The sequence below is a fragment of the Arthrobacter sp. efr-133-TYG-120 genome, from assembly GCF_030209785.1.
In the GTDB taxonomy this organism is placed as follows: Bacteria; Actinomycetota; Actinomycetes; order Actinomycetales; family Micrococcaceae; genus Arthrobacter.
The window spans coordinates 25,116-38,261 of the sequence record NZ_JARVRI010000013.1 but is presented as its reverse complement, the minus strand read 5'-3'; the positions used below and the strand labels follow the sequence as shown (position 1 = coordinate 38,261).

13 protein-coding genes are annotated in these 13,146 nt (G+C 64.7%); 9 read left to right on the top strand and 4 right to left on the bottom strand.

Annotated elements, in window-relative coordinates; translation table 11 throughout:
* Positions 1-74: 74 nt before the first annotated feature.
* Entirely contained in the window at positions 75-461 is a 387-nt protein-coding gene (locus QRN51_RS07625) for a DUF1844 domain-containing protein (RefSeq protein ID WP_284989317.1), read from the bottom strand.
* 378 nt (positions 462-839) lie between these two features.
* Here QRN51_RS07625 and infC point away from each other — a divergent pair, with 378 nt between their 5' ends.
* The 5 genes from infC to QRN51_RS07600 all read left to right on the top strand — a co-directional run bounded on the left by infC (position 840) and on the right by QRN51_RS07600 (position 4,936).
* Entirely contained in the window at positions 840-1,883 is a 1,044-nt protein-coding gene (infC, locus tag QRN51_RS07620; protein WP_502870851.1) for a translation initiation factor IF-3, read from the top strand.
* 117 nt (positions 1,884-2,000) lie between these two features.
* Complete coding sequence (gene rpmI / locus QRN51_RS07615; RefSeq protein ID WP_059387794.1) at positions 2,001-2,195, top strand: 50S ribosomal protein L35; 195 nt, start codon at positions 2,001-2,003, stop codon at positions 2,193-2,195.
* Positions 2,196-2,312: 117 nt separating this feature from the next.
* Entirely contained in the window at positions 2,313-2,993 is a 681-nt protein-coding gene (rplT, locus tag QRN51_RS07610; RefSeq protein ID WP_284989316.1) for a 50S ribosomal protein L20, sunset domain variant, read from the top strand.
* Positions 2,994-3,019: 26 nt separating this feature from the next.
* The gene (locus tag QRN51_RS07605) at positions 3,020-3,916 is read left to right on the top strand and encodes a TrmH family RNA methyltransferase (RefSeq protein ID WP_284989315.1); all 897 of its coding nucleotides are present in this window, start codon (positions 3,020-3,022) and stop codon (positions 3,914-3,916) included.
* Positions 3,917-4,018: 102 nt separating this feature from the next.
* Positions 4,019-4,936: a cation diffusion facilitator family transporter gene (locus QRN51_RS07600; RefSeq protein WP_284989314.1), complete on the top strand. Its 918-nt coding sequence runs from the start codon at positions 4,019-4,021 to the stop codon at positions 4,934-4,936.
* On the opposite strand, the gene QRN51_RS07595 is transcribed toward QRN51_RS07600, so the two are convergent.
* A complete protein-coding gene (locus QRN51_RS07595; RefSeq protein WP_284989313.1) occupies positions 4,933-6,141 on the bottom strand; it encodes an MFS transporter in 1,209 nt (402 codons plus the stop codon). The two genes, QRN51_RS07600 and QRN51_RS07595, sit on opposite strands and share 4 nt — an antisense overlap.
* 144 nt (positions 6,142-6,285) lie before the next feature.
* On the opposite strand from QRN51_RS07595, the gene QRN51_RS07590 reads away from it, so the two are divergent.
* Complete coding sequence (locus tag QRN51_RS07590) at positions 6,286-6,726, top strand: (deoxy)nucleoside triphosphate pyrophosphohydrolase (RefSeq protein ID WP_059387790.1); 441 nt, start codon at positions 6,286-6,288, stop codon at positions 6,724-6,726.
* On the opposite strand, the gene QRN51_RS07585 is transcribed toward QRN51_RS07590, so the two are convergent.
* A complete protein-coding gene (locus QRN51_RS07585) occupies positions 6,723-7,817 on the bottom strand; it encodes an Rv2578c family radical SAM protein (protein ID WP_284989312.1) in 1,095 nt (364 codons plus the stop codon). The genes QRN51_RS07590 and QRN51_RS07585 overlap by 4 nt on opposite strands.
* Positions 7,818-7,928: 111 nt before the next feature.
* On the opposite strand from QRN51_RS07585, the gene pcp reads away from it, so the two are divergent.
* Positions 7,929-8,576 carry a pyroglutamyl-peptidase I gene (gene pcp / locus QRN51_RS07580; RefSeq protein WP_284989311.1) on the top strand — a complete coding sequence of 216 codons (648 nt, stop codon included), beginning with the start codon at positions 7,929-7,931 and terminating at the stop codon, positions 8,574-8,576.
* 11 nt (positions 8,577-8,587) lie between these two features.
* On the opposite strand, the gene QRN51_RS07575 is transcribed toward pcp, so the two are convergent.
* A complete protein-coding gene (locus QRN51_RS07575) occupies positions 8,588-9,241 on the bottom strand; it encodes an SIMPL domain-containing protein (RefSeq protein ID WP_284989310.1) in 654 nt (217 codons plus the stop codon).
* Between the two features lie 186 nt (positions 9,242-9,427).
* Here QRN51_RS07575 and pheS point away from each other — a divergent pair, with 186 nt between their 5' ends.
* The gene (pheS, locus tag QRN51_RS07570; RefSeq protein WP_078105647.1) at positions 9,428-10,489 is read left to right on the top strand and encodes a phenylalanine--tRNA ligase subunit alpha; all 1,062 of its coding nucleotides are present in this window, start codon (positions 9,428-9,430) and stop codon (positions 10,487-10,489) included.
* Between the two features lie 2 nt (positions 10,490-10,491).
* Positions 10,492-13,041, top strand: coding sequence for a phenylalanine--tRNA ligase subunit beta (pheT, locus tag QRN51_RS07565; protein ID WP_284989309.1), 2,550 nt, complete (start codon positions 10,492-10,494; stop codon positions 13,039-13,041).
* The last annotated feature ends 105 nt before the right edge of the window (positions 13,042-13,146 follow it).

The window sequence follows — 13,146 nt, the reverse complement described above, 5'->3', positions numbered from 1 at the left end:
CTAAGCCGCCAAACGACGACGGCGGGCCGGCCAAAGGGGCCAGCCCGCCGTCGGGGTCGTACAGATAGTCCGGATCAGTTGACCGGGCCGGTGAACTTTTCGCCCGGTCCCTTGCCCGGCTCGTCCGGGATCAGGGACGCCTCGCGGAACGCAAGCTGTAGGGAGCGGAGGCCGTCACGCAAGGGGCCGGCGTGCTGCGAACCGATTTCCGGTGCTGCGGCGGTGACGAGTCCGGCCAAGGCGGTGATAAGCTTGCGGGCCTCGTCCAGGTCCTTGAGCTCTTCGGCCTCGGGGTCGTCGGCCAAGCCCACTTTGACGGCTGCCGCGCTCATGAGGTGAACGGCGCCGGTGGTGATGACCTCAACAGCGGGAACTTCCGAAATGTCGCGGATCTGCTGGCTTACTCCGGCACCGGTGCCGGCGGGCTCGTGGTCGAGGGAATTGCTGTCTGAAGTGCTCATGCTGGTAAGCTTGTCACAGACCGACTGGAAGTTGCCATTTTCCATGGCTCACGCAGCGCTCGGCCACCCACCGTTAATGTGCGGTTGGTTGCCGATTTCTGTAGAATTGATTTTCAGTTTGCAAGCGGAGTTCTCTCCCACCCGCGTCAGCCGTTTCCCTTCGGGGATGTAAGTTGCCGGGTACCTGGTCGGACACCGTTCAAGGTCAGCCTTGGATGGTGCGAACGCCTCCTTTGAGGGGCCGTTTCCGATCTTCGAGGCCTTCGATTGCGCCAGCAATTGGGGGCCTTCTCTATTTGCCGGTGGAATACTCATCACAACAACAGGAGCTTTGACATTAGCGAGCCAAGAATCAATGAGCGTATCCGCGTCCCCGAGGTGCGTTTGGTCGGCCCTGCCGGCGAACAGGTTGGAATCGTCCGTATTGAGGACGCCCTGCGTCTGGCTGCCGAGGCTGACCTGGATCTCGTTGAAGTTGCACCGCAGGCGAAGCCTCCGGTGTGCAAGCTGATGGACTTCGGCAAGTACAAGTACGAAGCCGCTGTTAAAGCCCGTGAGGCCCGAAAGAACCAGACCAACACGGTCCTCAAGGAAATCCGCTTCCGCCTGAAGATCGACACCCACGACTACGAGACCAAGCGCGGCCACGCGCTTCGCTTCCTCGGTGCCGGTGACAAGGTGAAAGCCATGATCCAGTTCCGCGGACGTGAGCAGCAGCGCCCTGAAATGGGCATCCGCCTGTTGCAGCGCTTCGCTGAGGACGTTGCCGAAGTCGGCGTGATTGAGTCCAGCCCGCGCATCGATGGCCGCAACATGGTCATGGTGATCGGTCCGCTGAAAAACAAGGCCGAGGCCAAGGCCGAGGCCCGCCGCGCGGCGCAGCGTGCAGAAGCCAAGGCCCAGAATGAAGCCAAGGCCGCAGGCCGGATTGACGTTTCAGGCGAGGATGCTCCCCTGACCCAGTCACTCGCGGACTTGCTGCCGGCGGAACTCCTTGCCCAGGCCGAGGAAACCCAGGCCGAGGAGACCGTATCGGAAGCCGTTGAGGCGGAGGCCGCTGAAGTCGAAGAGACTCCGGTCGCTGAGGAAACGGTTGTCGAAGAGGCTCCCGTGGTTGAAGCAGCTCCGGTAGTCGAGAAGGCTCCTGTAGTTGAAGCAGCCCCTGTGGTTGAAGCAGCTCCAGTTGTCGAAAAGGCTCCCGTGGTTGAAGCAGCTCCCGTTGTCGCGCCGGCGCCCGCAAAGGCACCGGCACCGGCAAAGGCACCTGAGCAGGCAGCTTCGAAGCCTGTTGTGCCGGCTGCCCCCAAGCCTGCCGCCACACCAGTACCGAAACCGATGGCGAAGCCCGCGGTTCCGAAGCCTGCAGCTCGGCCGGCAGCCCCCAAGGCCGCTCCGAAGCCAGCGGCACGCAAGACCAACTAGTCACGCCGCAGGAGGCATTCCCTCCGCCCGGCACGAAAGCAGCAGCCGCCCCCTATGGGGTGGCTGCACGAAAGAACTGCAGACCCAGTCTGCGGACACGTAAGGAGATCGGTTCCCATGCCGAAGATGAAGACCCACAGTGGTGCTAAGAAGCGCTTCAAGCTGACCGGCACCGGCAAGCTGAAGCGTCAGCAGGCCAACCGCCGCCACTACCTGGAGCACAAGTCCTCCACCCTGACCCGTCGCCTTGCCGGCGACAAGATCGTCTTCAAGGGCGATGCCAAGGTCATCAAGAAGATGCTCGGCGTCTAAGTTCCAAGTTTTCTGGTTGCTGCCATCCGGTAGCCGCCGACTACACCAAAGCCTTCTCAGGCCGGCCGGGTTTCCGGCAGTAGCAGCTTGGGATAAGAATTTTGAAGGAGTACGCACGTGGCACGTGTGAAGCGGGCGGTAAACGCCCACAAGAAGCGTCGGGTTGTCCTTGAACGGGCCAAGGGTTACCGCGGTCAGCGGTCTCGCCTGTACCGCAAGGCAAAAGAGCAGCTGCTGCACTCGTTTGTGTACAGCTACGGCGACCGCCGCAAGAAGAAGGGTGACTTCCGTCGCCTCTGGATCCAGCGCATCAACGCTGCATCCCGCGCCAACGGCCTGACCTACAACCGTCTGATCCAGGGCCTGAAGGCCGCTGAGGTCGAGGTTGACCGCCGCATGCTGGCAGAGCTGGCCGTTTCCGACGCCAACGCTTTCGCCGCGCTGGTCAAGGTTGCCAAGGACTCCCTGCCTGCCGACACTTCCGCTCCGGCCGCCAAGGCCGAGGCCGCTCCGAAGGCTGCCGCCAAGGCTGCTCCGGCTGCGAAGACCGCTACCGCCGTCAAGGCCTCTGCCTCCGAGAAGCCGGCCATCGAAGGCGCTGTTGTCGCCGTTGAGGGCGAAGCCGCACCGGAAGGCCACGCCATCAAGGGCAACGCCGAGTCCAACAAGTACCACGTTCCGGGTTCCACCTGGTACGACGTAACTGTTGCCGAGTACTGGTTCTCCACCGTTGAGGCCGCAAAGGCTGCAGGCTTTGAGCCTGCCGGTGGCGAAGCCCGCCAGCAGATCAAGAACTAGTCGCAACTGCCACTAAAGTTCTTTATATGAACGAAACCGGGCGCCCGCAAGAACTTCCGATGTCCAACCCCCGAGCCGATCGGGTCAGGGATGTCGCAAAGCTTGCAGGGCGCCCGGCCCGTTTAAAGCGCGGGCGGTTCCTCGCGGAAGGCCCCCAGGCCGTTCGCGAGGCGCTGGTCCTGCACCGGGAGCGGACCGCGGCGGGGGAGTCCGGCGTCGTACACGAAGTGTTCGCGAGCGAAAGCTGCCTTGACCGGCTCCCTGAACTCGCCGAACTCGCCGACGGCGTTGCCTTGCGGCTGGCGAACGACGATGTCCTGGCCGCCATGGCGGACACCGTCAATCCCCAAGGGATTGTGGCCGTCTGCAGCTTTGTGGACGTCAGCCTTGAATCAGTGCTCGACGCCGGGCCGCGGCTGATCGCCGTCATGTGCCAGGTGCGCGACCCCGGCAACGCGGGCACGGTGCTTCGGGCCGCTGATGCCGCCGGGGCGGACGCCGTGGTCCTGACGGCCTCCAGCGTTGACATTTACAACCCGAAGGCTGTGCGGTCCACGGCAGGTTCGCTCTTCCACCTACCGGTTGTGTTGGGTGCGGACGTCGGGGAACTCGTGGCCGGCTGCAAGGAGCGCGGCATCGGGATCCTCGCAGCGGACGGTTACGGCACCCTCAACCTGGACAAACTTCAGGACGAGAACGCGGCGCGCCGCCTGGGTGCGTCAGCAGCGACTTCCGCCTACGCCCTCGAAGCCCCGACCGCCTGGCTCTTCGGCAACGAGGCGCAAGGACTTTCAGACTCCGAGCTTGCCCTTGCCGACCATCGTGTCGCAGTGCCCGTCTACGGTTCCGCGGAAAGCCTGAACCTTGGCACAGCAGCCACGGTTTGCCTCTACGCCAGCGCACGCTCGCAGCAAGCCTCCTGACACTCCCGCTGCAGGTACGGTATTGCTTGCAGGAACGCGACCTCGCGGTCTGTTCGTGCCTTTCACTCACATCCCCTGAATTGAAGAAGAGGTGGAGCCTCCGTGGCTGCAAATGGCGGTACCAAGGCAATCGTGGCGGCATTGAGTGCCAACCTGGCGATCGCTGTGCTCAAGTTCGTCGCATTCGTCCTGACGATGTCGTCGTCCATGTTGGCCGAGGCAATCCACTCCGTCGCCGACTCCGGCAACCAGTTGCTCCTGCTGCTTGGCGGGAAGCGCGCACAGCGCGCAGCGAGTCCCGAGCACCCGTTCGGCTATGGCCGTGAGCGCTACATTTACGCCTTCATCGTCTCGATCGTGCTGTTCAGCGTTGGCGGACTCTTTGCGCTCTATGAATCCTGGGAGAAGTTCCAGCACCCCCATGCCATTGAGGGCGATTTCTGGTGGGTACCCCTGGCCGTGCTGCTCGGCGCTATTGTGGCGGAATCCTTCTCGTTCCGGACCGCCATCCACGAATCCAATCCCTTGCGCGGCAAACAAAGCTGGATCAAGTTCATCCGCAACGCCAAGCAACCGGAACTGCCCGTGATCCTCCTGGAGGATTTCGGAGCCCTTCTGGGCCTCGTTTTCGCGCTGTTCGGCGTGAGCCTGACCCTCATCACGGGCAACGGCTTGTGGGACGCCGCGGGCACCGGAATGATCGGCCTGCTCCTTGTGGGAATCGCCGTGGTGCTCGCGGTGGAAACCAAGTCCTTGCTGCTCGGCGAATCTGCCACCAAAGAGGACAATGCGCGGATCACGGAAGCCATTGAGTCGGATGGCACGCGCATTATCCACCTCAAGACCATGCATTTGGGCCCGGAAGAGTTGCTGGTCGCTGCGAAGATCAGCGTGGGCGCGGCAGATACGGGGCAGGCGATTGCGACAGCGATCGACGCCGCCGAACTCAGGATCCGCACCGCGGTACCGATCGCCCGGGTCATCTACCTCGAGCCCGACGTAGAGCGTGTCCAGGTCTAGGCAGCCAGCGGCTTCCTGCGTTCCAACCAGCCGCTGATGCCCGCGACGCCGAGCCCCAGGATCGCCAGGACGGCCCCGACGAGGGCAGGGGCAACGTATCCCCAGCCCCAGGCGATGACCACCCCGCCGAGGAATGCGCCAAGGGCGTTGGCGATGTTGAGCGCGGAGTGGTTGAGCGAAGAGGCCAAGGACGGCGCGTCCGGCGAAGCGTCGAGCAGGCGCGTTTGCAAGGGCGGGATGAGCATGGAGCCGATGCCGCCCACGATGAAGACCATGACGAACGCCGACCACGCCCAGTGGGCCGCGACCGCGTAGGCCACCAGCGCCAAGGCGATGAGGGGCAGCACCCGGTAGATGGTTCCCATGACCGACTTATCGGCGATGCGGCCGCCCAGGATGTTGCCTGCCACCATGCCCAGTCCGTACAGGGCCACCACGAGGGGTATCAGCGCCTCCGGGATGCCGGCCACGGACGTCATGGTGTGGGAGATGTACGTGTAGGTGGCGAAGAAGCCGCCAAAACCGATGATTCCGATCAGCAATGCCAACCACACCTGGATGCGTTTGAGGGCACCAAGTTCCCGGCGGATGCTTGCCTCCGGGTGGGCTGGCTCAAAGGGGACGAACTTCCAGAGCAACACACTCGTGGCCAGGCCGATGATGCCCACCACCACGAAGAGAAGGCGCCACCCGAAAGTCTGGCCGAGCCACGTCGCCGCGGGAACACCGATGACGTTGGAGACGGTCAGTCCGCCCATGACCATCGAAATCGCCCAGCCGCGCTTGGTGGGAGCAACCAGGCTCGCGGCGATGACCGCGGCGATTCCGAAGAAGGCGCCATGGGGCAGTCCCGAGGCAAACCTCGTGATCACCATGGTTCCGTAGTCCGGTGCGATGAAGGACGTCAGGTTCGCTATCGACAGGAACAGCATGAGCCCCAGGGCAAGTTGCTTGCGGGGGAGCCGGGCACCAAGTGCCGCGAAGATGGGCGCCCCTACCACGACACCCAAGGCGTAGGCCGAAATCAGGTTCCCGGCCTCGGGAGTGCTGATGTGGAGTCCCTGCTCGATCTCCTTGAGCAAGCCCATCATGGTGAACTCCGTTGTCCCGATGGCAAATCCACCCATGGCAAGGGCGAAGATCGCCAGCGCCACGTGACGGCTTCGGGTCTTTTGGGAGGTCTTGGTGACAGCAGTAGTGGTCATCGTCCTGTTTCTTGGGGCGAGCGGGAGGCCACTCGAAGGGAATAAAGCCGACTTTCAAGCTTAGTGCGAGTCCTGGGTGAATAGCCCTGAATGTGACAACTTCCATAGCGGGGGTGATGACCGGAGGGCCAATAGACTGTTGCGGTGACTGGACTGATAAGCGTGGCGGGCGCCGCCGTCGTCGATTCCCTTGAAAATCCGAAACGGCTGCTCGCCGCGAGGCGCAGCGCCCCACCGCAATTCGCGGGAATGTGGGAGTTCCCGGGCGGCAAGCTGGAGGCCGGGGAATCCTTCGAAGACGCGCTGCACCGCGAGTTGCTTGAGGAACTCGGGATCACTGTCCGGCTCGGGTCCGAGGTGGAGCCTGACGCGGGCGCCGCTTGGCCGCTGAACGAGCGCGCCGTCATGAGGGTATGGTTCGCCGAACTGCTCGACGGCGAGCCGCGTCCGCTCCAGGACCACGATGAACTCCGGTGGGTTCCGCTTGGCAATGGCGACGAGGCGTTGACCTTGCCGTGGATTCCTGCCGACCTGCCGATTGTCCGTGCACTGCTGGAACGGGTGGCCTCCGGCCTGCTCAACTAGAAAAGCGTGGACTGGCCCGTTGTTGGAAAGGAAGCAAGTGGAAGCGAAGCAGGCGTCTCCTTGCCCGCCGTCGCGTTCCTGTGGCTGAAACCGCTGCTCCCGGAGAAACCGTGACGGGCCTTGAAGTAGTTGATACGGCCGCTTAGCCAGGTCCTGTATTCCTTCGAGGCATACGAGCCTTGGCCATAGAGGCGCCGGTACTTGCCAACGAGCTCGGGGTGGTTCGCCGCCAGCCATTGCATGAACCATTCCCGCGTGCCCGGCTTCAGGTACAACGCCCCGGCCGTGACGCCAGTGGCGCCGGCCCCGGAGAGTGCCGTAAAGAGCGACTCCAGTGCATCATCACTGTCCGTCAGCCACGGCAGGATGGGCATGGCCATGACACCGCACGGCAGCCCGGCCTCGCGCAGCCGGCGGATGAGCTTGAGCCTGGCGCGCGGCGCGGGTGTGCCGGGCTCCACTGCCGAGGCCAGGGCTTCGTCAGTCATGGCCAGGGAGATACCCAGGTCCACCGGCACGTGGCTGGCGGCGTGCTTGAGGAGGGGGATGTCGCGGCCCAGGAGGGTTCCCTTGGTGAGGATGGAGAACGGAGTACCGGAATCCGCCAGGGCCCGGATGATCCCAGGCATCAGCTGGTAGCGGCCTTCTGCCCGCTGATACGGATCCGTGTTGGTGCCGAGGGCCACATGATGGTGGCCCCACGAAGGCTTGGACAGTTCCTTGCGCAAGACGTCTGCCGCGTTGATCTTCACGATCACCTGGGAATCGAAATCGTGTCCGGCGTCGAACTCCAGATAGGTGTGGCTCTTGCGCGCAAAACAGTAGACACAGGCATGGCTGCATCCGCGGTACGGGTTGACCGTCCATTCGAAGGGCATCTGGGAACCGGACGCCACCTTGTTGAGCACCGATTTGGCGGTGACCTCATGAAAGGTGACTCCGGAGAATTCGGGGGTTGAGACGGAACGCACAAGCCCGGCCAGCGGCAGCAGTGCGTCCGTTGCTGGGGCGGCTCCGGACGGACCGCTGCTGCTGTTGTCTCCGGGTGCCGGACCACGTTGTGGTGAAAGTGCCTGTGCGTCCCATCTCATGGCCTCCATTCGAATATATGTTCGAAAGCTTGTCAAGGCCGGTTGAAAGAAGGCCGGCTAAAGATCGAACGAGCCACCTGGAAATCGCTCAGCCGTTGCTAGGGTGGATGCATGATTCTGCTGACGGGATTCGAGCCTTTTGGCGGCGATTCCAGCAATCCCTCGTGGGCTGCCGTCCTCGAAGCACAGGAGATCTTGCGCTCAGAAGGCCATGACGTGGAAGCGCTCGAACTGCCGTGCGTTTTCGGTGAATCCGCCGCGGTCCTGCGCGAGGCCGTGGAGAGGCTGCGCCCGGAGCTGGTCATCTGCGTGGGGCTCGCCGGCGGCCGGGACCGGCTCTCGTTGGAACGCGTGGCCATCAACTGCGATGACGCCAGGATTCCGGACAACGCCGGAAACAGGCCCATCGACGAGCCGGTAGTCCCCGAAGGTCCCGCGGCGTACTTCAGCACACTCCCGGTGAAGTCCGCGCTCCGGGCGCTCCAGATCGCCGGAATCCGTGCCGAGGTCTCGCAGACTGCCGGGACCTACGTGTGCAACCACGTGTTCTATGCCCTGATGCACGAACTCGCCGGAGCCGTTCCGCCCCGCGCGCGGGGCGGCTTCATCCACGTTCCCTATGACGAAGCCCTACTTCCGCAGGGTAGTGCGACGCCCGGGATGGCGACGCGGGACATGGGGCGGGGGATCGCCGTCGTCGTTCGCGCTGCGCTTGAGACTCCGGTGGACACCAAGCTGTCCGCGGGCGCCGTTCACTAGGCCGGCTCTGTTCACTTGGCTGGCGCCGCCGAGTCCAGCTCCCACTGCACCACCACGCTCGCGGAAACCGCCACCGATCCCGCTTCGATGGGCACGCCTTCGCTTGCTGAGGCGCGCTGCATACCGGCCGTCATGGGCACCGGAGATCCATGCTCCGGCCGCTGATCGATGGAGAGGACGAGCCCCAAGCGGCCGCCGGCAAGCGCGGCGAAGCGGGCCGCCTTCGCTTCGGCCTCCCGCCAGGCAGCCTCCTGTGCCCGTGCCGCAACGGCCGAGGCATCCGTGAATCCCTGTTCGATCCCGTGGATGCGAAGGTTGTCGCCGCCCGCCGCCACCGCGGCGGAGATGGCCGCGGGGGCCGCCGACGGCGGGCCGACCCTGGCAACCAGGGTGGTTGACGCAACATAACCGCTGACCTTTTGCCCCTGGTTCTCAGCCCACACAAGGTCGGCGCGAAGATTGAGGCCGCTGGTCCGCAAGTCGGAACCGGCCACGCCGTGCCCTCGTAACGCGTCGGTCACCGCCGAGACGATCGCTCCCGCATCGCCATAGGCCGCTTCGGCGGCGTCGCGCCTGACCTCGACGGCGAGCGTGAGCGTGAGCAGGTCGGGAACGGCTTCCGCGGTTCCCTCTCCGGTGACAGTGATGGTGCGGACCGGTGTCATGAGGCCATGCTAGCCCCGGGCGCGCCGATGAATCGATGAGGCAGGGTCACGGGTTAAATCCCCGCGGGACCCTTCTACTAGACTGGTTGTTAGTGCCCGCCGGACGCGTCCAGCGAGCATCGCTCCTGCTTTTGCCATGGCCCTGCCTGGTGAAGACCATTTCCGACTCGTAGCTAAGAACAGTAGATGACTGACACTTTGCCGGGCGCTGCCATCCCGAACCCTCTGGATGAAGCCGCCATCACCGCTGCCGTTGAGGAAGCCGTCGCCGCGATTGCCGCTGCATCCTCCCTCGAAGAACTCAAAGCCGTCCGCTTGGCGCACACCGGCGAGAAGTCGCCCTTGAGCCTTGCCAACCGTGAAATCGGCGGCCTGCCCAAGGAGCAGAAGGCCGCCGCAGGCAAGCTCATGGGTTCCTCCCGTGGCCGCGTCAACCAGGCGCTCGCAGCACGGACCGCTGTGCTCGAAGCCGAAAACGACGCCCGCATCCTTGTCGAGGAAACCGTCGATGTCACGGCAGCGCCGCGGCGGCGCCGCGCCGGTGCCCGCCACCCGCTCTCCACGCTGCAGGACCGCGTGGCGGACATCTTCGTCGGCATGGGCTGGGAAATCGCCGAAGGACCGGAGGTCGAGTCCGAGTGGTTCAACTTCGACGCCCTCAACTTCAAGCCGGACCACCCGGCGCGCGAAATGCAGGACACCTTCTTCGTGGAACCTCCCGAGGCGCACCTGCTCATGCGCACGCACACGTCCCCGGTACAGGTCCGGTCCATGTTGGAGCGCGAAGTACCCATCTATGTGCTGTGCCCGGGCAAGGTATTCCGCACCGATGAACTCGATGCCACGCACACACCCGTGTTCCACCAGTTCGAGGGCCTGGCCATTGACAAGAAGCTGAGCATGGCCGACCTGCGCGGAACCTTGGAGCACTTCGCCCGCCAGATGTTCGGTGACGAGGCACAGATCCGCCTGCGTCCCAACTACTTCCCGTTCACCGAGCCGTCCGCGGAGTTGGACATTTGGCACCCCGGTGCCAAGGGCGGCCCCCGCTGGATCGAATGGGGCGGCTGCGGCATGGTCAATCCCAACGTCCTGCGCGCTGCCGGCATCGACCCGGACGAGTATTCAGGTTTTGCCTTCGGCATGGGCATCGAGCGCACGCTCATGTTCCGCAACGAGGTCGGCGACATGCGCGACATGATCGAAGGCGATGTACGTTTCAGCGAGCACTTCGGGATGGAGATCTAACAGTGCGTATCCCACTTTCATGGCTGCGTGAATTCGCGCAGGTTCCGGCCGACGCCACGGCCGAAGACGTCATGGCGGAACTGGTCAAGGTCGGCTTTGAAGAAGAAGCTGTCCACCGCCCCACGGACGAACTCAAGGGTCCCATCGTGGTGGGCCAGGTCCTGAGCCTCGTCAAGGAACCGCAGAGCAACGGCAAGACCATCAACTGGTGCCAGGTCCGCGTGGTCCCCGAAGGCCAGGAGCAGACCCTGACCGGCAAGGGGATCGATCCCTCCGGCGTGCAGGGCATCATTTGCGGTGCCCACAACTTCGTCGAGGGGGACAAGGTTGTAGTGACCCTCCCGGGCGCCGTGCTCCCGGGCGACTTCCACATTTCCGCGCGCAAGACCTACGGGCACCTGTCCGCGGGCATGATCGCCTCCGTCCGTGAACTCGGCATCGGCGAGGACCACGACGGCATCCTGGTGCTTTCCCGCATCGGCCTGGATCCCGAAATCGGCACCGACGCCATGTCCCTCCTTGGCCTCTACGACGAAGCCGCCGAAATCAATGTCACTCCGGACCGCGGCTACGCGTTCTCGATCCGTGGCGTGGCCCGCGAGTACGCCCACGCCACCGGAACCGTCTTCACGGACCCGGCTGCCAAGGTCAATGCCCCCGCCGCGCTCTCCGGCGGCTACGGCGTCAAGCTCAACGACGACGCCCCCATCTACGGGAAGCCCGGTTGCGACCGCTTCGTGGCCCGTACGGTCCGCGGCGTGGATGCCACCCGCCCCACCCCGCCGTGGATGGTCTCCCGGCTGCGCCTGGCCGGCATCCGCTCCATTTCGCTGCCTGTGGACATCTCCAACTACGTGATGCTCGAACTCGGCCAGCCGAACCACTGCTACGACCTCGACAAGCTTTCGGGCGATATCGTGGTGCGCCGCGCCGTCGCGGGGGAGAAGATCACCACCCTCGACGACAAAGTGCGTTCGCTCGACGTCGAAGACCTCCTGATCACCGACGACTCCGGCGCAATCGGCATCGCGGGCGTCATGGGCGGAGCCAATACCGAGGTTTCCGATTCGACCACCAAGGTCCTGGTCGAGGCCGCGCACTTCGACGAGGTCTCGATCGGGCGCTCGCGCCGCAGGCACAAGTTGCCGTCAGAGGCGTCCAAGCGCTTCGAACGCGGAGTGGATTGGCAGGTTGCCAACGTGGCCGCCCAGCGCGTCGTGGACCTCCTGGTGGAACTCGCCGGCGGGACGGCGGACGAAGCCGGTACCGACGTCGGGACGGCACCTGACGCCGTGACCATCGAGCTGCCGGCCGGCTACGCGGCCTCCCGGATCGGCATCGACTTCACGGAAGAACAGATCACGGGTTCCCTCAAGGACCTGGGCGCCATCGTCCTGAAGGACGAAGTGGGCGGCTCCTATGTGGTCACGGCACCGAGCTGGCGCAATGACCTGGAAACCAAGGAAGACCTTTCCGAGGAAATCGCGAGGCTGGTGGGCTACGACAACATCCCGGCGACCCTACCCGTGGCACCTCCAGGGCGCGGCCTGACCCGGACCCAGCAGCAAAAGCGCCGCGTGGTCCAGGCCCTCGCCGACGCCGGGCTCACCGAGGTCCTCTCTTACCCGTTCGTCTCCAAGTCGGCCAACGACACCTTCGGCGTGGCGGAAGAGGGCGCGGCACGCACCGCCCTCAAATTGGCCAACCCGATCAGCGAGGAACACGGTTACCTGCGTACCTCCGTGCTTCCCGGCCTGATCGAGGTGGCCCGCCGCAACCACTCCCGCGGTTTCCGGGACCTCGCCCTCTTCGAGGCAGGCTCGGTGTTCCTCCCCGACGGTCAGCTGGGCACGGCATCCATCCCGCCGCTGGGAGTCAAGCCAACCGACGAGGTCCTTGACGGACTGTACGACGGCGTGCCGGACCAGCCGCTGCACATCGCCGCTGTTTTGACCGGCCATGATTCCCCGGCAGCCGCGGCCCACACCCCGCGTGCCTGGGACTGGGCCGACGCCCTGGACGTTGCGCGGCTCGTCGGCGACGTCCTCGGCGTGGAACTCGTGGTCAGCCAAGGCAGCCACCAGGCGTTCCACCCGGGCCGTGCCGCCCAGTTGGCGCTTCGCTCGGGCGACGTCGTGGGCTACGCGGGCGAATTGCACCCCAAGCTGCTCGCAGCACATGACATGCCGGCGCGCTCCGTGGCCCTTGAGCTCAACGCGGACGCACTGTTCGATGCTGCTCCGGACGTCATTGTTGCCAAGCACATCTCGGGCTTCCCGGTCGCCACGCAGGACGTTGCCCTCGTGGTGCCGCAGGACGTTCCGGCGGACGCCGTACTGGCTGCCCTGCGGGAAGGCGCCGGCGAACTCCTCGAAGACGTCGCCCTGTTCGATGTCTACGCAGGCCAAGGGATCGAAGACGGCAAGAAATCGCTTGCCTTCGGGCTGCGGTTCCGTGCCACGGACCGCACCTTGACCGCCGACGAGGCCTCGGAGGCACGCGAGGCCGCCGTCGCCGTCGCCGCAGAGCGGTTCGGAGCAGTCCAGCGCTGACGAGTATCAACCCGGGCATCCAGGGGCTGGCTGTTCACATCCAGTCCCTGGATCTTGCCGATTCCGCCGCCATCGAAAAGATAGCGGCGGAATTGCTGTCTCCGG

What these genes read in the sequence shown, in the direction of transcription:
- QRN51_RS07625 (WP_284989317.1), bottom strand. Translation starts at nt 461, where the DNA reads ATGAGCACTTCAGACAGCAATTCCCTCGACCACGAGCCCGCCGGCACC.
- rpmI (WP_059387794.1), top strand. Translation starts at nt 2,001, where the DNA reads ATGCCGAAGATGAAGACCCACAGTGGTGCTAAGAAGCGCTTCAAGCTG.
- QRN51_RS07605 (WP_284989315.1), top strand. Translation starts at nt 3,020, where the DNA reads ATGAACGAAACCGGGCGCCCGCAAGAACTTCCGATGTCCAACCCCCGA.
- QRN51_RS07595 (WP_284989313.1), bottom strand. Translation starts at nt 6,141, where the DNA reads ATGACCACTACTGCTGTCACCAAGACCTCCCAAAAGACCCGAAGCCGT.
- QRN51_RS07585 (WP_284989312.1), bottom strand. Translation starts at nt 7,817, where the DNA reads ATGAGATGGGACGCACAGGCACTTTCACCACAACGTGGTCCGGCACCC.
- pcp (WP_284989311.1), top strand. Translation starts at nt 7,929, where the DNA reads ATGATTCTGCTGACGGGATTCGAGCCTTTTGGCGGCGATTCCAGCAAT.
- QRN51_RS07575 (WP_284989310.1), bottom strand. Translation starts at nt 9,241, where the DNA reads ATGACACCGGTCCGCACCATCACTGTCACCGGAGAGGGAACCGCGGAA.
- pheS (WP_078105647.1), top strand. Translation starts at nt 9,428, where the DNA reads ATGACTGACACTTTGCCGGGCGCTGCCATCCCGAACCCTCTGGATGAA.